Annotated in this window: 19 protein-coding genes; 6 read left to right on the forward strand and 13 right to left on the reverse strand. The window is 52.1% G+C overall.

The genetic code is table 11. The annotated features are described in order from the left end of the window. Positions 1 to 77: 77 nt before the first annotated feature. Positions 78 to 3917 carry a methionine synthase gene (metH, locus tag H8792_RS04050; protein ID WP_185977654.1) on the reverse strand — a complete coding sequence of 1280 codons (3840 nt, stop codon included), beginning with the start codon at positions 3915 to 3917 and terminating at the stop codon, positions 78 to 80. A gap of 156 nt (positions 3918 to 4073) precedes the next feature. Between metH and H8792_RS04055 the strand changes: the two genes are divergently transcribed. The 3 genes from H8792_RS04055 (at position 4074) to H8792_RS04065 (ending at position 7064) form a co-directional block, all read left to right on the forward strand. Continuing rightward, positions 4074 to 4973, forward strand: coding sequence for a hypothetical protein (locus H8792_RS04055; protein ID WP_185977655.1), 900 nt, complete (start codon positions 4074 to 4076; stop codon positions 4971 to 4973). Between the two features lie 126 nt (positions 4974 to 5099). Then, a complete protein-coding gene (gene trmA / locus H8792_RS04060) occupies positions 5100 to 6185 on the forward strand; it encodes a tRNA (uridine(54)-C5)-methyltransferase TrmA (protein WP_185977656.1) in 1086 nt (361 codons plus the stop codon). Between the two features lie 114 nt (positions 6186 to 6299). After that, complete coding sequence (locus tag H8792_RS04065; protein WP_185977657.1) at positions 6300 to 7064, forward strand: sulfite exporter TauE/SafE family protein; 765 nt, start codon at positions 6300 to 6302, stop codon at positions 7062 to 7064. A 68-nt stretch (positions 7065 to 7132) separates the two neighbouring features. Here the strand turns inward: H8792_RS04065 and H8792_RS04070 are convergent, their stop codons facing one another. The 7 genes from H8792_RS04070 to H8792_RS04100 all read right to left on the reverse strand — a co-directional run bounded on the left by H8792_RS04070 (position 7133) and on the right by H8792_RS04100 (position 13950). Further along, complete coding sequence (locus H8792_RS04070; protein ID WP_185977658.1) at positions 7133 to 7384, reverse strand: hypothetical protein; 252 nt, start codon at positions 7382 to 7384, stop codon at positions 7133 to 7135. Between the two features lie 257 nt (positions 7385 to 7641). Further along, positions 7642 to 8472, reverse strand: coding sequence for an ABC transporter permease subunit (locus H8792_RS04075; RefSeq protein WP_185977659.1), 831 nt, complete (start codon positions 8470 to 8472; stop codon positions 7642 to 7644). Continuing rightward, positions 8469 to 9371 (reverse strand): ABC transporter permease subunit, encoded by a 903-nt coding sequence (locus H8792_RS04080; RefSeq protein ID WP_185977660.1) that lies wholly within the window; start codon positions 9369 to 9371, stop codon positions 8469 to 8471. Before H8792_RS04080 ends, H8792_RS04075 begins: the two co-directional genes overlap by 4 nt. Before the next feature lie 2 nt (positions 9372 to 9373). Further along, positions 9374 to 10474, reverse strand: a complete 1101-nt coding sequence (locus tag H8792_RS04085) for an ABC transporter ATP-binding protein (protein ID WP_185977661.1) — start codon at positions 10472 to 10474, stop codon at positions 9374 to 9376. Beyond that, positions 10475 to 11599, reverse strand: coding sequence for a polyamine ABC transporter substrate-binding protein (locus H8792_RS04090; RefSeq protein ID WP_185977662.1), 1125 nt, complete (start codon positions 11597 to 11599; stop codon positions 10475 to 10477). Positions 11600 to 11749: 150 nt separating this feature from the next. Further along, on the reverse strand, positions 11750 to 12871 hold the full coding sequence (locus H8792_RS04095) for a GNAT family N-acetyltransferase/peptidase C39 family protein (protein ID WP_185977663.1): 1122 nt from the start codon (positions 12869 to 12871) through the stop codon (positions 11750 to 11752). Further along, the gene (locus tag H8792_RS04100) at positions 12868 to 13950 is read right to left on the reverse strand and encodes a DUF2817 domain-containing protein (protein ID WP_185977664.1); all 1083 of its coding nucleotides are present in this window, start codon (positions 13948 to 13950) and stop codon (positions 12868 to 12870) included. The genes H8792_RS04095 and H8792_RS04100 overlap by 4 nt, the downstream gene beginning before the upstream one ends. 136 nt (positions 13951 to 14086) lie before the next feature. Between H8792_RS04100 and H8792_RS04105 the strand changes: the two genes are divergently transcribed. The 3 genes from H8792_RS04105 (at position 14087) to H8792_RS04115 (ending at position 17399) form a co-directional block, all read left to right on the forward strand. Then, the gene (locus H8792_RS04105; RefSeq protein ID WP_185977665.1) at positions 14087 to 15559 is read left to right on the forward strand and encodes a RimK family protein; all 1473 of its coding nucleotides are present in this window, start codon (positions 14087 to 14089) and stop codon (positions 15557 to 15559) included. Positions 15560 to 15666: 107 nt separating this feature from the next. Then, positions 15667 to 16500: a tRNA 2-thiocytidine biosynthesis TtcA family protein gene (locus H8792_RS04110; RefSeq protein WP_185977666.1), complete on the forward strand. Its 834-nt coding sequence runs from the start codon at positions 15667 to 15669 to the stop codon at positions 16498 to 16500. Further along, positions 16497 to 17399, forward strand: coding sequence for a lysophospholipid acyltransferase family protein (locus H8792_RS04115; RefSeq protein WP_185977667.1), 903 nt, complete (start codon positions 16497 to 16499; stop codon positions 17397 to 17399). The genes H8792_RS04110 and H8792_RS04115 overlap by 4 nt, the downstream gene beginning before the upstream one ends. On the opposite strand, the gene H8792_RS04120 is transcribed toward H8792_RS04115, so the two are convergent. The 5 genes from H8792_RS04120 to trkA are packed head-to-tail and all read right to left on the reverse strand — an operon-like array spanning position 17396 to position 22322. Next, complete coding sequence (locus H8792_RS04120; protein ID WP_185977668.1) at positions 17396 to 17869, reverse strand: NfeD family protein; 474 nt, start codon at positions 17867 to 17869, stop codon at positions 17396 to 17398. The two genes, H8792_RS04115 and H8792_RS04120, sit on opposite strands and share 4 nt — an antisense overlap. A 9-nt stretch (positions 17870 to 17878) precedes the next feature. After that, positions 17879 to 18796, reverse strand: a complete 918-nt coding sequence (locus H8792_RS04125) for an SPFH domain-containing protein (RefSeq protein ID WP_185977669.1) — start codon at positions 18794 to 18796, stop codon at positions 17879 to 17881. Between the two features lie 41 nt (positions 18797 to 18837). Beyond that, positions 18838 to 19425: a class I SAM-dependent methyltransferase gene (locus H8792_RS04130; RefSeq protein WP_185977670.1), complete on the reverse strand. Its 588-nt coding sequence runs from the start codon at positions 19423 to 19425 to the stop codon at positions 18838 to 18840. 14 nt (positions 19426 to 19439) lie between these two features. Then, complete coding sequence (locus tag H8792_RS04135; protein ID WP_185977671.1) at positions 19440 to 20891, reverse strand: TrkH family potassium uptake protein; 1452 nt, start codon at positions 20889 to 20891, stop codon at positions 19440 to 19442. A 27-nt stretch (positions 20892 to 20918) separates the two neighbouring features. Next, on the reverse strand, positions 20919 to 22322 hold the full coding sequence (gene trkA / locus H8792_RS04140) for a Trk system potassium transporter TrkA (protein WP_185977672.1): 1404 nt from the start codon (positions 22320 to 22322) through the stop codon (positions 20919 to 20921). Positions 22323 to 22331 lie beyond the last annotated feature (9 nt).

A 22331-nucleotide genomic window follows, 5' to 3' on the forward strand; every position in this document is an offset into this window, starting at 1 on the left:
GTACTCTATCTTGAAATACTAATTCGCACCAGAGCATGATTATTCAGTGTGTTAAATAATAAAAGATAATGATTTGTTTACTGCGCAAAATCTTCCGGATCGTAACCCAGATTCGGAGCCAGCCATTTCTCGGTTTCTTCGACTGTCCAGCCTTTGCGGTGGGCGTAATCTTCGACCTGGTCGCGACCGACCGAACCGATACCGAAGTATTTCGATCCCGGGTGCGAGAAATAGACACCTGAAACCGCGGCAGTTGGTGTCATTGCGTAGCTTGAGGTTAAATCCAAGCCGATGCTTTCCGACGGCTTGAGTAGTTCCCAAATGGTGCCTTTTTCGGTATGTTCTGGGCAGGCAGGATAGCCCGGTGCAGGACGAATCCCTTGGTATTTCTCGCGAATCAACGCTTCGTTATCCAAATTTTCATCCGGCGCATAGCCCCATTCGGTTTTACGCACCATTTCATGCAAAGTTTCGGCAAAGGCTTCGGCAAAACGGTCGGCAAGTGCTTTGAGCATAATCGCTTCATAATCGTTGTGCTCGGCTTCAAATTCCGCCGCTTTTTCATCACAGCCGATACCGCCGGAAACCGCGAATAGACCAACATAGTCGGCAATGCCCGTTTCCTTCGGTGCAATGTAATCGCTTAGACACTGGTTATAACCGCCACGTTTTTTCTCCGCCTGTTGACGAAGATTGTGCAGAACGGTCAATACTTCGGTGCGCGATTCGTCGGTATAAACTTCAATGTCGTCACCAATCGCATTCGCCGGATAGAAACCATACACCGCTTTGGCGGTCAGCCATTTTTCGGCAATAATTTTTTCCAACATCTCTTTGGCATCGGCATAAACTTTACGCGCTTCTTCACCGACCACCTTGTCGTCGAGAATTCGCGGGAAGAGACCGTGCAGTTCCCAAGATTGGAAGAACGGCGACCAGTCAAAACGCTCCAGCAGTTTTTCCAGCGGGAAGTCTTCAATGACGCGCGAACCAAGGAAACTCGGTTTCACCGGCGTATAGCCGTTCCAGTCGATCTCGATGCGGTTTTCACGCGCCTTATTAATCGGCACACGTTTCACCTGCTTGGCGCGCGCTTTACGCTCTTCACGCACGGTTTCGTATTCGGCACGAATCTTCGCGGCGAAGTCGGTTTTCAGGTCGTTGGAAATCAGACTTTGCGCGACACCGACCGCACGCGAAGCATCCTTAACGTAAACCACCGGATGGTCGTATTGCGGTTCGATTTTCACTGCGGTATGCGCTTTTGAAGTGGTCGCGCCACCAATCAGCAATGGCAAGTCCATATTGCGCTCTTTCATCAGTTTGGCAACGTTCACCATCTCTTCCAGTGACGGGGTAATCAGACCGGAAAGTCCGATGACGTTTGCGCCTTCGGCAACTGCGGTATCGAGAATTTTTTCCGCCGGAACCATGACGCCTAGGTCGATAACCTCGAAGTTATTACATTGCAGTACCACGCCGACAATGTTTTTACCGATATCGTGCACGTCGCCCTTAACGGTTGCCATGACAATCTTACCGTTGGCTTGGCCTTCGGTTTTCGCCGCCAGTAGATAAGGGTCAAGATAGGCCACGGCACGTTTCATAACTCGCGCCGATTTCACCACCTGCGGCAGGAACATTTTCCCTGAACCGAACAGGTCGCCGACCACGTTCATGCCGTCCATTAACGGCCCTTCGATAACCAATAGCCCTGAACCAAGTTTCTGGTAGGCTTCTTCGGTATCTTCTTCGATAAAGTCGGTAATGCCTTTAACCAGCGCGTGCTCCAGACGTTTTTCAACGCTTTCTTCACGCCACTTGGTGTCGGCCACTTTGCTGGCGGCTGTGCCGTCGCCACGGAACTCTTCGGCGACTTCCAGCAGACGCTCGCCCGCTTCTGGGTCTTTGTTTAATATGACATCTTCAACGGCCAGGCGAAGTTTTTCCGGCAGGTCATCGTAAATCGCCATTTGTCCGGCGTTAACGATACCCATGTCCATGCCTTCTTTAATGGCGTAGTACAGGAACACCGAGTGAATCGCTTCGCGCACCGGATTGTTACCACGGAACGAGAAGGAGACGTTGGAAACCCCACCGGAAATCTTGGCGTGCGGCAGGTTGGCTTTAATCCAGGTCACCGCATTGATAAAGTCTAGACCGTAATTATTGTGTTCTTCAATACCCGTCGCGACCGCGAAGATATTCGGGTCGAAAATAATGTCTTGCGGCAGGAAGCCGACTTTTTCAGTCAAAACTTCGTAAGAGCGTTTACAGATTTCGATTTTGCGTTCTAACGTATCCGCCTGACCGTCTTCGTCGAAGGCCATAATAATCGCTGCCGCACCGTACTGTTTGACCTTGCGTGCGTGTTCAATAAAGGCTTCTTCGCCCTCTTTTAGCGAGATGGAGTTGACCACCCCTTTACCTTGAATGCATTTTAGACCGGCTTCAATGACTTCCCATTTTGAGGAGTCGATCATAATCGGCACGCGCGACGCTTCGGGTTCTGAGGCGAGTAGATTGAGAAATTTGACCATGCACGCCTTGGCATCCAGCATCCCTTCGTCCATATTGACGTCGATAATTTGTGCGCCGTCTTCTACCTGCTTAACGGCGATTTCGATCGCTTCTTCGTAGTTTTCTTCGATAATTAGGCGTTTGAATTTGGCCGAACCGGTAACGTTGTTACGTTCACCAACGTTAACGAACAGCGAGTCTTCGTCGATATTCAGGGGCTCAAGACCGGATAGACGACAGGCGGCGTGAATTTCCGGCAGTTCGCGACGCGGATGTGCCTGAGCGGCTTGCGCCATCGCTTCGACGTGATCCGGTGTGGTGCCACAGCAACCGCCGATAATATTGATCCAGCCGTGTTCCGCCCAATGTTGGATTTCGGCCGCCATCTGTTCCGGCGTTTCGTCGTACTCTCCGAATTCGTTCGGCAGGCCGGCATTCGGGTGAATTGACACATAGGTTTCGCATACGCGGCTTAGTTCCTGCACATAAGGGCGCAGTTCTTCCGGTCCTAAAGCACAGTTCAGACCGACCGACAGTGGTTCGGCATGAGCAACGGCGTTATAGAAAGCTTCGGTGGTTTGACCTGACAGAGTTCTTCCACTCGCGTCCGTAATGGTACCGCTCAACATAATCGGAACTTCTGGGAAAGCGCCTATTTCACTCAGCACTTTGTTGGCAGCCTCACTGCGCTGCTCATTAACTTCAGTTAACTCCGCTGCTACTTCGACTGCCGTCGCGTTCTGAGCGAAATATTCATCTTTCCGTTTATTCCACGCTTCGCGTAGTTCTTGTTCAACTTCTTTGACTGCGAAGATGGCAGCTTTCGCATTAAGGGTATCGAAAATGGTTTCAATCAGAATGGTGTCGACGCCGCCTTCCAGCAGGGCGTGGGTTGCTTGTTTGTAAGCGGTCACCAGTTCGTCGAAAGAGGTGTTACGGAAACCCGGATCGTTGACGTCCGGCGAAATCGACGCGGTACGGTTTGTCGGCCCAAGCACACCGGCGACAAAACGCGGTTTGCCGTCTTCCTGCTCGGCAATATCGCAGGCTTCGCGCGCCACCTTGGCACAGGCCAGGTTCAGCTCACTGACATGTTCCTGCATGTCGTAGTCGGCCTGGGCAATGGTGGTGGCGTTAAAGGAATTGGTTTCGATGATATCGACACCCTTGCGCAGGAACGCCAGGTGAATATCGCGGATCACTTCCGGTTTGGTCATCGCCAGAATGTCGTTGTTGCCCTTGATGTCCATGTGATAGTCGGCAAAACGCTCTCCTCGAAAGTCTTCTTCGCTGAGATTCAGCCCTTGGATCATGGTTCCCATCGCACCGTCGAGAATGACGATGCGTTCGTTCAGCAGTGATTTGAGGGCGGTTAAACGTTGTTGACGTGCTGTCATGGCCATACCTGTATCAAAAATTTAATCGCGCTATTTTACCTGATTTAGAGGATGACGTCTTCAGTCGTCATGCGCGGAGAGAATTTGCCTTTTGGCTCTTTTGTTTGTCCTGTGAAAGTATATAATTAATTGCTTATGTATAGATAAGGAAAAGTTATGCATTTGCGTGCGCTGGGTTTCATGCTGCTGATCGCTTTGAGCGATGAAGCCCAAGCTTCGGAAATTCTGATCGGTAGTGCCGGTATGGAATTGCAAGGCGGTTTACTAGGATTGCAAGGTGGAGTCGAATCCTACGGCGAGTGGCTGAACTACAAGACCGAGCATACTTCCATCCGCTCCGGACGGCTGTTTTATGATTATTCGATTGCTTATCTTACGCCGACCAGCAGTTTTAACGAATCGATCAGCGTTAAGAACCTGCAGGGCGGAGAGATGAACATTATCGGTGCCGAATTCGAATGGAGCGGGATCGATGCGCAGGCGACACTCGGTTACGACCTTTTTCGTTGGGGCGAACGCGATTACATCGGTTTGGGGCTGTCTCTCGGAATTGCCGCGCCGGTGATTAAGAATGCCGGGATTGATGTTCCGTCGGCCGACTGGATGCCCAATCAGGGAGCGCCGGTATATGTAGAGGAAGGCGATTCCGAGGAGGTCAGTCTGGTTGCCAGTACCACCGAATTCCTGGGCTATAAACTGGGACCGAAGTTGTTGTTGTCGAAAGCGCTCGGTGATCGGGCGGCAGTGTATGGTGAAATCAGCTATGCGCCTCAGCAACTGTCGATCCGTAATAAAAATCTGGATTACCGCATCGACATCGACGGTGACTATTTTCATTATGCTCTGGGGATTCGCTACGAGTTGATGAAGAGCAGTTATTCGCTTGGTTTACTGAATATTGAACCGCGTTTGGGATTGGATTTCGGGGTGCAATACAGCCGTTTGCATTTGCAGAAGTTTAATCTTGACCTGAGTGGCATGAATTACGCCATTCCGAAAACCGAGCTGAGTCTGGAGAGTCATTCTCTCTATCTTGGTGTCAGTTACGCTTTGTAGTCGAGTGCTTTCCGTGTATTTCCAACGGCTTACAAGTGGCTGGCCTGCTTTTAGAAATAATCGCAACGGCAAATAGCGTATAATTGCGCTGTTTTTTGAATTGTGAAAAGGTCAGTGTAAGCCAAGATGCTTTGCCAAGTGTTTCCCGAACAGTATGCGCAACAGCTCGCCGAAAAGGTAGAGCGTTTGCAAACCCTGCTGCCGCAGGCGCCGAATCTGCAGGTATTTGAATCGCCTGCCGAACATTACCGTGCGCGTGCCGAATTCCGCATCTGGCATGAGGAAGACGATACGTTTTATATCATGTTTGATCAGGAAACCAAGCAGAAGGTACGCATCGACGAATGTCCGATGGCGATTAAACCGATTGCCGAACTGATGCCGAAGTTGATGGACGCGATCAAGGCAGACGACGCGCTGCGCAGCAAGCTGTTTCAGGTGGATTTTCTGGCGACGTTGAGTGGGCAGATGCTGGTGACTTTGATTTATCGTCGTTCGATCGAGGGCGACGAAGCCTGGCTGACAGGAGCCAACCGTTTGCGTGAAATTTTGCCGATCGATCATATTATCGGCAGGGCGCGTAAGCAGAAGATTCTGTTGGACGAGGATTTCGTGACCGAAACCTTAGATGTGGACGGCAAGCCGCTGCATTACCAGCAGATCGAAAACAGTTTTACCCAGCCGAATCCGTATGTGGCGCAGCACATGTTGCACTGGGCGCGCGCGGTTTCAGGCAAATCGGACGGTGATTTGATCGAGTTGTATTGCGGTAACGGCAATTTTTCGATTGCGTTGGCGGATTGTTACCGTAAGGTTTTGGCGACGGAAATTTCCAAAACCTCGGTGGCTTCGGCGCAGATCAATATCGCTGCCAACGGTGTCGAGAATCTGCAGATTATAAAAATGGCTGCGGAAGAGGTCACCGAGGCTTTCGGCGGGCGTGAGTTTAATCGATTGAAGGGAATCGATCTGAATGCGTATGAGTTTTCGACCATCTTTGTCGATCCGCCGCGTTCCGGACTGGATGATTTGACGCGCAAGATGGTCTGCGACTATGAGCGCATTATCTATATTTCCTGCAATCCGGAAACGCTGGCGCGCGATCTGGAAGTTTTGACGCAGACCCATGAAATTCAGCAGACGGCGCTGTTCGATCAGTTTCCGTACACGCATCACATCGAAAGCGGTGTCTTTTTAACCCGCAAAGCCTGATGCGGGGTTTCGGCAGGTGACGATCATACTATCGTCATAATCTGTCCGGGATGCTTTATGTAGAATGAGCCAATTTTTACGGTTGGCGTTTAGATAATTTTTAGGAGAACCCCTATGGTATTAGCCTGGATTGGCGCACTATTTATCGGGCTTACCCTTGGTCTGTTGGGATCGGGTGGGTCGATTTTAACGGTACCGGTTTTGACCTATGTGGTCGGTCAGGAAACCAAGGTAGCGATTGCCGGGTCCTTGATGATCGTCGGGATTATCAGTGTCTTTTCGGCGATCCCGTATGCGAGACAGAAACTGGTGCAGTGGAAGACGGTGGTGCTGTTCGGGGTTCCGGGAATGGCCGGTGCCGTAGCCGGTGCCTGGAGTGCGCATTTCGTCTCCGATGCGATTCAGATGTTGATTTTTACCGTGCTGTTGCTGGTTGCCGCTTACTTCATGTACAAGCCTATGAAACTGCAGGACGGCGAACATGAGCCGCGCGCGTTTTACAAGATCGCCATTGACGGCTTTATTGTCGGCGGTGTTACCGGTCTGGTCGGAGTCGGCGGCGGCTTCCTGATTATTCCGGCGCTGGTACTGCTTGGCGGTTTGTCGATGCGTCTGGCGGTTGGAACCAGTCTGGTGATTATTGCGGTGAAATCGTTTGCCGGTTTTGTTGAATATCTGTCGGTATTGAAAGCTTTGGATCTGACTTTGGACTGGAGCATTATCGGCATCTTCTCGGCAATCGGCATCTTCGGCGGCTGGCTGGGGCACAAGATCAGTTCCAGGATTGATCAGGAAGCGCTTAAGAAAGGGTTCGCCATCTTTATGCTTTTGATGGGGATCTTTATTCTGTATAAGAATTTACCGGCTTTGCTCGGCTAATGATCACTCCTTTACCCATAAAAAACGGCGCTTAACAGCGCCGTTTTGCTTTTTGCAGAAAGCGATTTTCAAGAGCTGGTTTCATTCTGGTTGCCGGGGAGAGTGTCATCGAGTTTTGGGTTGACCTTCATGGCTTTTTTCAGGTCTTGGACATAGGCTTGCATGGAAGGAGCCAGTGCAGGATTGGTCTTGGCATAGGCTTCAACTCCGGCAACATAAGAGTCTTCTGCTTTCTTTTCTGCGGCAAAAGCCTGGCTGCTGATACCGACGCTGGCAAAAGCGGTCAGTAATCCGAGAGCGATTTTTGATTGGATGCGCATAATATTAAACCTCCGAGAGAGTAACTGGGATCGGGATAAGGCGGCTAACCTTGGCTCCAGTTTAGAACACTGATTTTTGGGTGCAATAGAGAGGCTCGACCGTCGAGGACATTTCAAGAGGTTCTTAAGAATTGATATAAACTTCAAAGGTTTATTGAGACAGCAGTAATACGGATGTACGGATATTGGGAGGAAAACCGCCGCGTGTTTGAAAGCAACGGCGGTTTTTACTTTTCTTTATTACAGATTTCGGCCGCTTACTGCAGCGATTTCAGACGCTGTTTTTCCTGGCGGTAGAAGACGTAACCGGCAATCGCCACGGCCAGACTGACCAGCGTGACAATAATGGTTGCCAGCGCATTGATCTGTGGGCTGACGCCCAGGCGAACACTGGAATAGACCACCATCGGCAGAGTCGTCGAACCGGGGCCGGACACGAAACTGGCGACCACCAGATCGTCGAGCGACAGCGTAAAGGCCAATAGCCACCCGGCAATCAGGGCCGGAGAGATCAGCGGTAAGGTGATGGTGAAAAACGCTTTGACCGGTTTGGCCCCCAGATCCATTGCCGCTTCTTCCAGACTGAAATCGAAGTGTGCCAGACGCGAACGAACCACTACCGTGACATAAGCAATGGCAAAGGTCATGTGAGCGATGATGATGGTGGTTTGTCCGCGACCTGCCGGCCAGCCGAGCCATTCGCTCATGGCGACAAACAGCAATAACAGAGACAGACCGAGAATGACTTCCGGCATGACCAGAGGAGCGGTCAGCATGAGCAGGAGTGAACCGCGGCCACGGAACCGTTTGTAGCGTACCAGAGCCATGGCGGCAAGGGTGGCGAATACCACTGCAAAGCTGGCACTGATGGCGGCAATTTTCAAACTCAGCCAGGCTGCATCGAGAATCTGCTGATTATGCATTAATTCGCCGTACCACTTGGTACTCCAGCCGCCCCAAACCGTGACCAGACGACTTTCGTTAAACGAATAAATCATCAGGCTGACAATCGGTCCGTACAGAAAGGCGTAGCCGAAGGCCAACAGGCTGAAAAGCGCAATTCTTGATTTTTTTACGCCCAGACTCATCCCAGACTCTCCCGGTTACGGCTTTCAAAATGTTGCCACAGCACAAAGGGCACGATCAGTACCAGCAGTAGAACCGCCGCCAGCGCCGAAGCGACCGGCCAGTCTTTATTACTGAAGAATTCGGTCCACATCAGTTTACCGATCATCAGCACATTCGGCCCGCCGAGCAGGTCGGGGATAACGAATTCGCCCATCACCGGAATAAACACCAGCATGGTGCCGGCAATCACGCCCGGAATGGACAGCGGCAGAGTGACAGTGAGGAACTGCTTCCACGGCGGACAACCGAGGTCGGCAGCCGCTTCCAGCAGAGTGTCGTCGAGGCGAATCAGGGTGGCGTACAGCGGCAAAATCACAAACGGCAGATAGGAGTAGACGATACCGATATAGACCGCAGTTGGCGTATACAGGATTTCCAATGGCTGGTCGATAATGCCCAGATAGATCAGCAGATTATTCAGTAGACCGTTGTTTTTCAGAATCCCGATCCAGGCGTAGACGCGAATCAGGAACGAGGTCCAGAACGGCAGAATAATCAGCATCAGCAACGGCAGACGCCAATTGTGCGGCGCCTTGGCGATGGCATACGCCATCGGATAGCCGACCAACAGCGTCAGCAGAGTCGACCAGGCGGCGATTTCAATCGAATTCAGCAGAGCGTTGAGATACAGCGGGTCTTCCAGCAGCAACAGATAATTGCCGAAGTTGACCACCATCGTTACCATGCCGTCGCTGACTTCGCGGATAAACGGCAGATAAGGCGGCTGCATCAAGGCCGCTTCCGACAGGCTCAACTTGAGGATAAACAGGAAGGGTAACAGGAAGAACACAGCCATCCACAGCCAGGGCAGGCCGATTAAAGCGCGTTTTCCCAGATTGAATCGGTCGCGGCTACGCATGCTTATTCCAGCAGAAGATTACAGGCGTCCGCCTGCCAGTGCAAACAGACCTCTTCTTCCCAATCAAGCGGTTGTTGCGCCAGCGCCTGGACGTTCGATTGGGTGAATTGGATACGTTTACCGCTCGGAAGGTCGACGTGATATACCGAAACGTCTCCGAGATAGGCAATCTCCTTGATGACGCCACGAAGCTGGTTGCTGCGTTGCGGCTGACAGTTTTCGGTAATCTGGACTTTTTCCGGGCGAACCGCGACGGTTGCCGTCATCCCTTCCAGCAAAGGCTGGCTGTGATAAACCTGCAGTAATTGATCGCAATCCGGACTTTTCAGCGTGACCAGATTGTCTTCCTGTTTGACGACTTCTGCATCGAACAGGTTGATCGAACCGATAAAATCGGCACAGTAGCGACTGTTTGGATATTCATACAGACGGCGCGGGGCGTCGACTTGAACGACACGGCCTTCGCGCATCAAGGCGATCCGCGACGACATGGTCATGGCTTCTTCCTGATCGTGGGTCACCACGATGAAGGTAATGCCGAGGCGCTCCTGCAGGTTGACCAGTTCGAACTGTGTTTGTTCACGAAGCTTCTTGTCCAAAGCGCCGAGTGGTTCGTCGAGCAGTAACAGTTTCGGATGCTTGGCCAAAGCACGTGCTAAAGCCACCCTCTGGCGTTGACCGCCGGAGAGTTGATGCGGTTTGCGTTTACCGAGTTTTTCGATCTGCACCAGTTGTAGCATCTCCTGAACCCGTTGGTCGCGCTCGGCTTTCGGCATGCGCTCCTGACGCAGACCGAAGGCGATATTGTCGGCAACGTTAAGGTGCGGAAACAGCGCGTACGACTGGAACATCATGTTCAGGGGGCGTTCGTACGGCGGAAGATCGGTTACGTCCTCGCCGCCGAGAAAGATTTTGCCGCTGGTCGGGGTTTCGAAACCGGCCAGCATGCGCAGCAAGGTGGTTTTGCCGCAGCCGGAGGCACCAAGCAGAGAGAAGAATTCTCCCGGATAGATGTCCAGACTAACGTCGTCTACGGCATAGAGATCGCCATAGGTTTTAGTTACTTGTTGTAGCTGAACGATCGGCGTCTCTTGCAAAGTCATTTATTGCCCTGTTTTCAGACGTGTCCAAGCGCGGTTCATTTCACGAACCTGACGGTCGGTCGGGGTTTTAATCACGATGAAATGGTCGCGGGTGCTTTGCGGAGGATAGATACCCGGATCCTGACGAATTTCTTCGTCGATCAAAGCGGTCGCATCCTTGTTCGCATTCGCATAAGCGACATAGTTGGTAATCGGCGCAATAACTTGCGGATCAAGCAGGTAGTTGATGAATTTAAAGGCGGCTTTCGGGTTAGGCGCATCGGCAGGAACTACCATAACGTCGGTCCAGACTACCGCACCTTCGGAAGGCGCAAAATAAGCGATTTCCTGACCGTTCTTGGCTTCGTCGGCACGGTCGCGAGCCTGCAGAATGTCGCCGGAATAACCCTGTGCCACACAGATATCGCCGTTGGCAAGATCGTTAATGTACTGTGAAGAGTGGAAGTAGCGGATATAAGGACGAACCGCCTTAACGGTTTCGCTGGCCGATTGCAGCGATTTTTTGCCGTAATCGTTGCTGTCTTCGCCTTGGTAAGCATGTGCGGCGGCAAAGACTTCGGTGACGTCATCCATCATGGTGACACCGCATTTGGACAGCTTGGCAACGATCTTCGGATCGAATAGCAGTTTCCAGGTGTCCAGTGGCATGTCGTCGCCAAGAATCTCTTTGACTTTTTTCGTGTTCACGCCGATACCGGTGGTTCCCCACATGTAAGGTGCGGCATAACGGTTGCCCGGATCGATGTCTGACAAGGATTGCATAATGACCGGATCAAGGTGTTTGAAATTCGGAATAGCGGCTTTGTCCAGCGGCTGATACAGGCCGGCTTTGATATGACGGTCGACAAACGGACGGGCGGTCGGGAAAATCAGATCGTAGCCGCTTTTTCCGGCCAGCAGTTTGGCTTCCAATACTTCGTTGGAATCGTATACGTCGTAGACGACCTTAATACCGGTCTGTTTTTCGAAATCGGCTAGGGTTTCGTCGGTAATGTAGTCCGACCAGTTGTAAACGTGAAGTTCTTCCGCTGCGCTAACGGCGCTTCCCCAAAGTTGGGCGCACAGGGCAATTGCACCTAGAGACAGGCTGCGGAACAAAGTTTTTTTACGGTTACGGAAAATCATGGCAATCACTCCAGGAAGAGGACAAAAGAAAAGGTGATTTGTTTGCCTGAGCGTTTATCGATGGGTCAAAAAACGACTTTTAGGAATGCTCACTGAACAATTGGAAATGTAATCAAAAACGTCAAAAAACAAAAGCTTTTTTTCAATGATTTAGTCAGTTTTTTCGCTTGCTTGCTGATGTTTGGATATTTGAATCAAAGCGCGCAGTTTCTGCTGGCCGAAACGGGCGATCTGCCAGAACAGCTGGTGCTCGATCGGCACACACTGAAAATCGGCCGGCGAAGCCAAAGGATTTTCGTCGGGATCCGGGTCGTTGATATAGACGAAACGGTCGTCGGACGCGGCGATATACACCCAGTGCGGTGCTTTGTTGCGGTTCAGCCTCCAAGTGCTGATCAGTGCCAGTAACGGTTGCTTTCGGGCGAGAATTTCTTTCCATTCTTCGAAGCTTAGAGTCTGGTCGTAGCTCTCGATGTCGGTTGCGGCAATCTGGCGGACAAAGTCGGCGTGTACCAGTTCGATCACTTCCTTTTTGTGGATATTGCGCACGCCATCGATAAACGGAATATCACTGCTGCTGACATAGAGTTTCACGGCAAAACCGCGTTTCCAGGCACTCAGAGCCAGGCCGTGAGGCGAGCAGCCGCCGTGTCCCGAGGTCATGAAAATGGTGGTTGCTTCGCGCCACAAAGCCAGCTCAAGACTGGGAGTGAGTTGATAGTCGGTTTGCAGCTCTTTGAGGGCCATCATCAGTGAAGCCGGACCGCAGGTGAACTCGGTGGTTTGCTGATAGTAAGGAGAATTCGAACAGAAGCCTTGCCCGAGTTTGTGCAGACGCTTCTCCATGCGTACAGCCGTGCTGCCGTCTTCGTAATAAGCGGGAATTTTACCGATCGCTTTATAGCCGCTGCTTTGGTAAAGCCGCGTTGCCGCCGGATTGCTTTCACTGACTTCGAGACGGATAAACGCGCACAGGCTATCCGCCGCTTCGGATTCGGCATCGCTTAAAAGTTGTTTGGCAAAGCCGCGCCCGCGGTATTCCGGCAGCAGGGCAATCGAATACAGGCGAGCGAGATTGGTACCGCTGCGAAACAGCGTCAATGCATAGCCGATCGTTTGACCATCCATCTCCAGAATGCGCAACCGATGGGAACCGGGTTTGATAAAACGCTGAAAACTGCGCTTTGACAGGCGGTCGCTTTGGAAGCAATCGCGTTCTATCTGCAACAGAGCGTTCAAATCCTGATTGGTCGCAGGGCGAATGTCGCTCATGCCGCCATTGCCCTGAGAGCCAAATCGATTGCCTGGCGGCCGCGGAACAGGACCTGCTCCTGCCAGGAAGTTTCTTCCGGGTAGAAGAAATGCTTTAAAGCGCGTACCGGCGGGGCCAGCAGATCGCGATCGCTCTCTGTGTTTAAGCCGTTTTGGTAGATTTGTTCCTCGATCAGCAGGCGAATCAGATCGGCGCTGCTGTAAGTGCCGAATTCCAGGGTGGTAAAGCAACCGCGCTCGCCGATCAATTGATGCCAGTGAAAATCGAGCAGGCCGACTTTAGGTGCCGAACTGGATTCGCCGAGATAAGCGGACAGGGCGTTGTCGCCATAAGCGCTCTTAGCCCATTCGAAACCGCGGCTGCCGAGCGGGTGGTCGTTAATGATTTCGCCGTAGCCGTAGGGGCCGAGTCCGCTGTGGACGTCGATAATGTTAATTTTTTCGGCATTTTGCAGCCAGCTTCCGGAGGTGATCTCTTCTAGAGTGCGGCGTGACCAGCTCGCATCCCGACCGCCGTAAAAGATGCCCTGCGGATAGCGATATTGTCCCTGAGTCAAATCTGCCAAGTGAGTTTGAAAGCCGTCTGCCTGCCATACCGGATTTCCTGCCTCGATGGCCGTTGCAAAGCGATCATAACCCGGGTTGGCGGGCAAAGCCTGGGAAAAATCGACGAAGTTGCGGTTCAGATCAATGCCTTTATGGTCGCCGCGTCTTTGCCAGGCGAATCCCCACGGGTTCAGGGCGTGGATCAATAAAAAACCGTTATCCGGGAAAAGCTCCAGCAAATCGACACTTCGGCGCAAAAGGTCTTTCTGTAGGGCGGAACCGTGAAAGCCTTCTACGCCGTGAGTCGCGGATTGCAGTACCAGCAAGTGTTTAGGTTCCGGGTTTGCCGAGATCAGGACGCTGTCGCAATACAGATTTTCGCCGCTCGGCCCGAGCAGAGGGTGGCAATGACTTTGGCGATGGTGCTGCCATGCGGCCGGGACTGATTCCAGAGCATTAAAGAAGCCGTTGCGGCTGGTTTGGTAGTCGTTGTCGAAATCGCTTAAATGGAAGGGGCTCAGTAGGAGATTCATCGGTTTCGTTCTCTGCGTTGAATCACTCAATCATAGCGTTAAATTTCTCGGGCTGGCAATCAATTTTTTTATTGTGGTTTGTCGATTTTGGGAGGAAAATCTGACCTTCAGCGGGGGCATTGCAAAAGGAGCCTATATGAACCGTTTTTATGTCGTGGTGGAGCGTCCGCAGGACTGGAAACCCTACTATCCGAGTCAGGATGTGATTACCTTCGATCAGTACATGCAGGGCGTTGTGGAAGGTGACAAACGGGTCTGGGTTATCAATCTGTGCCGCGATTACCGCTATCTGAAAACCGGTTATTACTGCTCCCTGCTGGCGGAGGCTCGCGGTCATCGCTGCATGCCGTCTCTGACCACAATTAACGATCTGAGTCGGAAGTCGCTGTCGATTCTGCAACTCGGTGACGGCGATAAATGGCTGTCGGCCGCCGGTCAAGGTGCGGAAGGGGATCGTATGGAGCTGAAATGCTGGTTTGGTCAGGCTTCCGATCCGCGATTCGAAAAGTTGGCGGCTAAGTTGTTCGAACGCTTTCCCTGCCCTTTGCTGAGCATCGGTTTGCAAATCAAATCCGGTCAGTGGCAGGTGCGTAAAGTGTTGCCGTTGTCGCTGCGTGAACTGGATACACCCGAAGATCAGGAGGGGTTTGCCAACGCTTTCGAACGCTTCAGTCTGAAGATGTGGCGAAAACCGAAAGCGCGAAAGGCTTACCGTTACGATCTTGCCATGCTGGTTAATCCTGAGGAAGCTTTGCCGCCGAGCGACGAGAAGGCGTTGCAATCATTCACCAAGGCCGCCAATCAGTTGGGCATCGGTGTCGAGCGCATCGGACGCAAGGATTATATGCGATTGGGAGAGTTCGATGCTCTCTTCATTCGCGAGACGACTTCGGTGGATCATTACACTTACCGTTTTGCCAAAAAAGCGCGCGCCGAAGGCTTGGTAGTGATCGACGATCCGGAATCGATCGTGCGCTGTACCAACAAGATTTTCCTGGCCGACCTGTTCAATACCCATCGGGTGCCGGCACCGAAAACCGTATTGTTATCGCGTCCGCATGACGAAGACTATCAAAGACTGGAGCAGCAGATCGGTTTCCCGATGGTATTGAAGGTGCCGGACGGCGCTTTTTCGCTTGGTGTGGTCAAGGTGGAAGATATGCAGCAGTTGCGGCATAAAGCGGCCGAGCTGCTGAAAAAATCGGTGATCTTGCTCGCCCAGGAATTTTTGTACACTCAGTACGACTGGCGAATCGGTATTCTCAATCACCGGCCTTTGTTTGCCTGCCGTTACTATATGGTTGACGACCACTGGCAGATCTACAAGCATGATGGCGGCGATTCGCCTGAATCGGGCGCTTTCGATACATTGCCGACTTTCGAAACGCCAAAGCAGGTGCTGGACGCTGCTGTGAAGGCGGCGCGTCTGGTGGGCGACGGTTTTTATGGCGTCGACCTGAAGCAGAGCGGCGATCGTGTGGTGGTGATTGAGGTCAACGACAATCCGAGTATCGATTCGGGGGTGGAAGACGATTATCTTGGCGAAGCACTGTATGTGGAAATCATGCGCGAGTTTTTACGCCGGCTGGACACTCGTGGCCGCAGTTGAAGCGTTACGGAGATGGATTCAGGCGGCAGATTTCGATTGCGGCGCAGCAAGCCGGTCGAATCATGTAAAATAGGCAGCTGAATTTACCTGAGGATTAGACGCCAGCCATGAGTGACGCTGTTGAGACTAAATTAACCAAAAAAGAACGCACCAAAGATTGGATTAAACCGCCGAAAGCGATTATGAAGCCGGTCGGCAGAGCCATGGCGCAGTACAAGATGCTGCGTGACGGCGACAGAGTGCTGTTGGGTTTGTCCGGAGGTAAGGACTCGCTCAGTTTGCTGGTGATTCTCAAACATCTGCAGCGTCACGCGCCGATCAAGTTCGAACTGGCCGCCTGTACCATCGATCCGATGATTCCGGGGTTTGATCCGTCGCCGTTGAAAGAGTGGTGCGAGAAGATGGATGTCCCATATTTTTACGAGACTGAAGATATGGTCGGGCTGGCGGAAGAACGTATGAAGGGCGACTCTTTCTGCAGTTTCTGCGCCCGCCAGAAACGCGGTATTCTGTATACGGTGTGCCGCCGTGAAGGTTACAACGTGCTGGCATTGGCACAGCATCTCGACGATCTGGCCGAAAGTTTCATTATGTCGGCGTTCAATGCCGGGCAGCTGAGAACCATGAAAGCGCACTATCTGAATGACGACGAAGATGTGCGTATTATCCGTCCGCTGGTGCGCGTACGCGAAAACCAGACCCGTGACTTTGCCGAATCGGCCGGTTTGCCGATTATTCCCGATAATTGTCCGGCCTGTTACGCCAAACCGCAGGCTCGCGCGGAAACCAAGCAGCTGTTGTTGGAACAAGAGAGAAAGAATAAGCATTTGTACGCCAATCTCTGGACGGCGATGCAGCCGTTGATTGCCGACGACAATCATGGCGGCGATGCCGAGCTCAGTCGTGTCACGGCCGAGGACCTGGACGAGATTGACTTGTGAAACTAAGTTTTAAAGACCGTCTGATTGCGGCAATGGTCATCGCTTTTCTGAAACTGCTGGCCGCCTTGCCGTTTTCCGTTACGCAGGCGCTGGGACGCGGATTGGGACGCCTTCTGTACTGGCTGCCGAACAGCCAAAAAGAGGTAGCGCGATGTAATTTGGCGGCGGCCTATCCGGACTTAAGCGGTGCAGAACGCCAGATACTTTTAAAAGATTTGCTGCAGCAATCAGCGCAGTCGATTTTCGAACTGGGCCCTTTCTGGATCTGGCCGAAAGACAAGTTGATGGAACGTATCGAGAAAGTCAGCGGTGAAGCGTTGCTGAACGATGCTTTGCAGCAAGAAAAAGGCATTCTGTTTCTTGCGCCACACTTCGGTGCCTGGGAATTGATCGGCCCTTATCTTTCTAGTCGCTTCCCGTCGACTTTTATGTATCGTCCGCCGAATTTGATCGGATTGGATGATTTCATGGTCGAATCGCGCGGCCGGTTTGGAGCCGATTTGGCACCGACCGATCTTCGCGGAGTGCGCAAGCTGATTCAGGCTTTGAATCAGGGACAGATTTCGGTGATTCTTCCTGATCAGGACCCCGGCGAGAAGGGTAGCGTTTACGCGCCGTTTTTCAAACGTCCGGCCAGAACCATGACGCTGGTAAACAAGTTACTGCAAAAAGCCGATTGTGCAGTGATGTATGTCGTGATGCAGCGCTTGCCGAACGGACGGTTTCATTTGCATTTTTTACCGGCTGAAGAAGCCTTGACCGATCGGGATGAATTGATCGCTGCCGGAGCATTGAACCGAGGGGTAGAGGCATGTATTGCGGTCGCACCGGAACAGTATCTCTGGTCCTACAAGCGCTATCGCAAACCGCCTCCTGGATGGAAAGACGTCTATCGTTAAGCCGTTTCTTTGACGGATTCTACCGGTTTGATGGTGACAAAATTACCTTTGACGGCGACGATCAGAACCTCTTCTTCGGGTTGAGCATTATCCGGCGGACTTAACGGGTCGATCAGCCAGTAGGTCCCACGGTAGAAGACCGAGTAGTTGCCGTTTTTGTCCTGATGCAGGCGGCCGAACTCTTGCGGGTTGGTCGGTGCGAAACTGTCGGCTTCGTGAGTGTGTTTGGCTTTCTTCAAATACGGGTTCAAAAGCCAGGTGAAGAGGCCGCCCAGAACGGTAATGGCGAGAAGCTGAAAGCGCCAGTCGACCGGCTGGTAGAAGCCGAATAATCCGATCAGGATAAAGGCCAGAGCCACCCAGAAAAGCACAAAGGTTCCGATGATCAACACTTCGCCTAGCATCAGCAGGATGCCGACGATGATCAGAATCGATGGGTTGATTGAAGAGTCGGTCATCAACTCAAACATAGCGCCCTCCTATTTGTCTTGTTTCAAAAGGCCTTGCAATAGGCTCATGGAACCGAGTAGTTCACTGGTTTCGACCGGAATGACGATCTTGTTACTTGAGTCGGACGCAGCCAAGCCGGAGAAGGCTTTAACCCGGTCTTTGGCCAGAAGATATTCGGCCGCCTGAGGGTTTTCCTGCATCGCTTTATTCACGGCTTCGATCGCCAGCTGTTGACCGATACCGATTTGCTCCTGTTGATAACGTTCGGCGTCGGCAGTTCTTTCCAGCGCTTCTGCTTCAAGGAAGGCCTTTTGTTTCAGAGCTTCGGCGTCGGCAATGACGGCGTTCTTTTCTGCTTGCGCTTTGGTCTCGATGGCGCGTCTTTCCCGTGTTGCCTGTAATTGCAGTTCCATCGCTTTCTGCACCTCTTCCGGTACCGAAATGTCGCTGACTTCGACACGTGTCACCTTGACGCCCCATTCGTTACTGGCATTGTTCAAGGCCTGCATCAGGGAGGCGTTGAGATCGTCGCGCGAGCTGAGGGTTTCGTCCAGTTCCAGGGAGCCTATTTCCGAACGCAGCGTGGTCTGGCACAGCTGGCTGATCATTTGCTTGACGTCCAGCGCCGAGTAGGTGGCGGCTTCGGCGTCGGTGATGCGGATAAACACCAGGCCATCGATAAAGATCGAGACGTTGTCTTTGGTGATAACGCGCTGCGATGGAATATCGATGGTCTGTTCCTGCATGTTGTATTTGACGCGGACGTCATCGATGAACGGAATAATGAAATTCAGGCCGCCTTCCAGAGTACTGTTGTATTTACCGAGGCGTTCTACGACCCAGTTTTCCGCTTGAGGGACAACCTTGACGCCGCGCATAAGAACAAACACAACGGCGATAAAGAGAATGATGACCAGAGAGTTATCGGCTAGCTGCGTTTCAAACATCTTATCCTCCTGAGATTGAATCGAGATTATGATCGGCTCTATTACGTTTTTTTGCCGACCAACCAACTATAACGCTGTTTGTTCTCCTGATCGAGAGAATTTTCCGAAGCGAGCCAGCCTTCCCCGTAGACTTGGACGCGCAGAGAGGGAAAAGCTTTGATCAGTTCACCACTTTGCAGATAGAAATCCGCATTTTGTATGCCTTGCGGATAGACCGGCCCGAGAAAGGTCTGATAAAACAGTAATCCGCCGGGTTTCAACGCTTGTTCAATCTGCTGAAACAGCTGGCGGTTGAGAAAACGGCTGACGACGATCACGTCAAAGCGCTGGTAGGGAAACAGCATTTGATCCAGATCGGTGAGCAGCGGTGCAATCGGCAGATGATTGAGGCTGGCCCAGTTGTTGAGAATGGTTAAGGCCTGATCGGAAATATCCCAAGCTTCGACTTTCAAGCCGCACTGGGACAGAAATCGCGCATTGCCGCCGAGACCGCTGGCCAGATCCAGAGCCAGTCCTTTAAAAGGCAGCAACCGGCTGTGCTGTTTTAAAACATAGCAAGGTGCGACCGGAGTGTTCAGATCGGCATCGGCATATTTGCGGTCCCATTTTTCGGCACTGCTCAGGCTCATGGTTTTCCTTTAGATTATTTACGCCAGAAGGCCGCGGTGAATAGAACCAGCAGGGTAAAAATTTCCAAGCGGCCCAGCAGCATGGCAAAAGTCAGAACCCATTTTACCGGATCGCTCATTTGCTGGTAGTTGGCGGCGACCTCGCCGAGACCCGGACCGAGATTATTCATCATGGCGGCGATGGAAGAGAAGGCGGTAATCTGATCGACGCCGAGCGCCATAACCATCAGCATCAGAATGGTGAAGGTAAAAACGTATACCGACAAAAAGCCCCATACGGCCATCATGACTTTTTCCGGAATGGTTTTATTATTCAGCTTAACCGGCATGATAGCATTCGGGTGCAGAAGACTCTGAATTTCGCGCATCCCTTGTTTGAAGAGCAGGATGAAACGGATTACTTTCATGCCACCGGCTGTTGAACCTGCGCTACCGCCGATAAAACTCATAATAATCAATAGCGTTGGCAGGAATCCCGGCCAGGCTGCAAAGTCGGCATTGGCAAAACCGGTGGTGGTCGCTAGGGATACGGTTTGGAACAGGCCATATCGAACCGCTTCCCAGAAAGTCGGGTAGATGTTTTGCAGGTAGAGATAGGCGATGGCGACAATTGCTGCGCCGAGGAGCAGGATGAAATAGGCTTTGAACTCAGGATCCAGCAGGTACGGCGAAGTATTGAGGTTGCGGAAAGCGCTGAAATGCAGGGCGAAGTTGATGCCGGAAAGAAACATAAAGAATATTGCGACATGCTCGACATGCACATTGTTGAAATAACCGATACTGGCATCGTGTGTAGAGAAACCGCCGATTGCGACGGTGGAGAAACTGTGCCCGAAGGCGTCGAACCAGTCCATGCCGGCGAACCAGTAACTAATGGCACAGGCCAGCGTTAAACCGGTATAGATATACCATAAGGCTTTGGCGGTTTCGGAGATGCGCGGGGCGATTTTAGAATCCTTCATCGGTCCCGGCATTTCGGCACGATACAGCTGCATGCCGCCGATTCCGAGCATCGGCAAAACCGCAACTGCTAAAACGATGATCCCCATCCCGCCCAACCATTGCAGCTGCTGGCGATACCAGAGAATGGCATGCGGCAGGTTGTCTAGTCCGGTAATGACCGTGGCTCCGGTCGTCGTCAAACCGGAGAAGGATTCGAAGATTGAATCGGTCAGGCTGAGCGGCACGTCTTTTTCGATATAGAAGGGTAATGATCCTGCCATACCGAGCACGACCCAGAACATCACCACTACGAAGAAACCGTCGCGAATTTTCAGGTCGGGGCGGTAGTTGCGAACCGGATACCACAGCAATAATCCTAGAAAAAGCAGGCCGATAAAGACGCTGGAGAAAGCAGAAAGGCCGCCATCCCGATAGTAGAGAGAAATCAGGATCGGGGGAACCAGGCTGAGGCTGAATACCATCAGCAGTAGCCCCATAACTTTAAAAATCGTTTTTGAATGCATACTAATCAGGCTTCCCGATTCTTAAAGTTAACCGAACCAGCTGCTCTGTTTCGGATCCGGAGAAATCAATCGTGCTACTTCTGCGGCGCTACCAGGATCGGTCAAGAACAGTATGATGTGATCTTCGGCTTCGATTTCCAGATCGCGGTGGGAAATAATCACCTTGTCGTTGCGGATAATACAGCCGACAGTAATGTCACTGGGCCATTTGATTTCGCCGATGGTTTTTCCGATGATATCTGAGCTGTTTTCGCTTCCGTGGGCGATAACCTCCATCGCTTCGGCCGCCCCGCGGCGCAAGGTAACGGCCTTAACCGTATCTCCCTGGCGCATATAGTGCAGCAGATTACTGGTGGTGATGCTGTCGGCCGAGATGGCGACGTCGATCCCGTTCAATTGAATCAGTTCGACATAGGACTGGTTGTTCACCAGTGCAATGACTCGGCGCACGCCGAGTTTCTTGGCAAGCATGCCGGAGATAATGTTTGCTTCATCGTTATTGGTAACCGCGACAAACAGGTCGATTTCGTCGATATTTTCTTCAAGCAGCAGTTCTTTATCGGAGACGTCGCCGTGAATGATTATGGTGTTGTTTAGTGTTTCGGCGACTTCACGCGCCTGCAAAATATTGTGGTCGATCAGTTTGACCTGATGGGCTTTTTCCAGTGACTTTGCCAGACTGTATCCGATGTTTCCGCCGCCGCCGATCATAATGTTGCGCGACGGTTTCTCTTTTTTCTGACGGAGTTCGTTTACAATCGGAAGAATGTGCTTCGGTTCGGCGAGGAAAAAGACTTCGTCACCGGCTTTAATGACGGCATCGCCGGTTGGCATGACGACTTCGTTGCGGCGGTAGATGGCGGCAATGCGGGTCTTGACGTGGCTCGGCAGGTATTGGCTCAGATTACGGATCTGCTTACCTACCAGCAGGCCGTCGGCGTAAGCGCGAACCGCGACCAGACGGACTTTACCATCGGCGAAGTCGATTACCTGCAAGGAACCGGGATATTCGATCAGCTGCAGAATGTAGCTGGTAACCAGGTTCTCCGGGCTGATCAGGACATCGATAGGGATGGCGTTGGTATTGCGGTATTTATCGAAAAGTTCCGGGTGTTCCAGATAAGAACGGCTGCGGACGCGGGCGATTTTAGTACCGGTTTTGTACATGGTGTGTGACAGATAACAGGCGAGAATATTGGTTTCGTCGTTCTGGGTCGCGGCGATCAGCATGTCGGCTTCTTCGATGCCGGCCTGAAGCAAAACGTCCGGATGCGAAGCATGGCCGCAAATAGTGCGGATATCCAGACGGTCTTGCAGGCGTTGTAAATGCAGGCGATCCAGATCGACTACGGTTACGTCGTGACTTTCGGTTGCAAGTAATTCCGCCAAAGACGAGCCGACTTGTCCGGCACCCAAAATTACGATATTCATACAGCGTGT

Source organism: Thiomicrorhabdus heinhorstiae (genome assembly GCF_013391765.2).
GTDB lineage: Bacteria > Pseudomonadota > Gammaproteobacteria > Thiomicrospirales > Thiomicrospiraceae > Thiomicrorhabdus > Thiomicrorhabdus heinhorstiae.

What these genes read in the sequence shown, in the direction of transcription:
- metH (WP_185977654.1), bottom strand. Translation starts at nt 3,917, where the DNA reads ATGACAGCACGTCAACAACGTTTAACCGCCCTCAAATCACTGCTGAAC.
- H8792_RS04055 (WP_185977655.1), top strand. Translation starts at nt 4,074, where the DNA reads ATGCATTTGCGTGCGCTGGGTTTCATGCTGCTGATCGCTTTGAGCGAT.
- trmA (WP_185977656.1), top strand. Translation starts at nt 5,100, where the DNA reads ATGCTTTGCCAAGTGTTTCCCGAACAGTATGCGCAACAGCTCGCCGAA.
- H8792_RS04065 (WP_185977657.1), top strand. Translation starts at nt 6,300, where the DNA reads ATGGTATTAGCCTGGATTGGCGCACTATTTATCGGGCTTACCCTTGGT.
- H8792_RS04070 (WP_185977658.1), bottom strand. Translation starts at nt 7,384, where the DNA reads ATGCGCATCCAATCAAAAATCGCTCTCGGATTACTGACCGCTTTTGCC.
- H8792_RS04075 (WP_185977659.1), bottom strand. Translation starts at nt 8,472, where the DNA reads ATGAGTCTGGGCGTAAAAAAATCAAGAATTGCGCTTTTCAGCCTGTTG.
- H8792_RS04080 (WP_185977660.1), bottom strand. Translation starts at nt 9,371, where the DNA reads ATGCGTAGCCGCGACCGATTCAATCTGGGAAAACGCGCTTTAATCGGC.
- H8792_RS04085 (WP_185977661.1), bottom strand. Translation starts at nt 10,474, where the DNA reads ATGACTTTGCAAGAGACGCCGATCGTTCAGCTACAACAAGTAACTAAA.
- H8792_RS04090 (WP_185977662.1), bottom strand. Translation starts at nt 11,599, where the DNA reads ATGATTTTCCGTAACCGTAAAAAAACTTTGTTCCGCAGCCTGTCTCTA.
- H8792_RS04095 (WP_185977663.1), bottom strand. Translation starts at nt 12,871, where the DNA reads ATGAGCGACATTCGCCCTGCGACCAATCAGGATTTGAACGCTCTGTTG.
- H8792_RS04100 (WP_185977664.1), bottom strand. Translation starts at nt 13,950, where the DNA reads ATGAATCTCCTACTGAGCCCCTTCCATTTAAGCGATTTCGACAACGAC.
- H8792_RS04105 (WP_185977665.1), top strand. Translation starts at nt 14,087, where the DNA reads ATGAACCGTTTTTATGTCGTGGTGGAGCGTCCGCAGGACTGGAAACCC.
- H8792_RS04110 (WP_185977666.1), top strand. Translation starts at nt 15,667, where the DNA reads ATGAGTGACGCTGTTGAGACTAAATTAACCAAAAAAGAACGCACCAAA.
- H8792_RS04120 (WP_185977668.1), bottom strand. Translation starts at nt 17,869, where the DNA reads ATGTTTGAGTTGATGACCGACTCTTCAATCAACCCATCGATTCTGATC.
- H8792_RS04125 (WP_185977669.1), bottom strand. Translation starts at nt 18,796, where the DNA reads ATGTTTGAAACGCAGCTAGCCGATAACTCTCTGGTCATCATTCTCTTT.
- H8792_RS04130 (WP_185977670.1), bottom strand. Translation starts at nt 19,425, where the DNA reads ATGAGCCTGAGCAGTGCCGAAAAATGGGACCGCAAATATGCCGATGCC.
- H8792_RS04135 (WP_185977671.1), bottom strand. Translation starts at nt 20,891, where the DNA reads ATGCATTCAAAAACGATTTTTAAAGTTATGGGGCTACTGCTGATGGTA.
- trkA (WP_185977672.1), bottom strand. Translation starts at nt 22,322, where the DNA reads ATGAATATCGTAATTTTGGGTGCCGGACAAGTCGGCTCGTCTTTGGCG.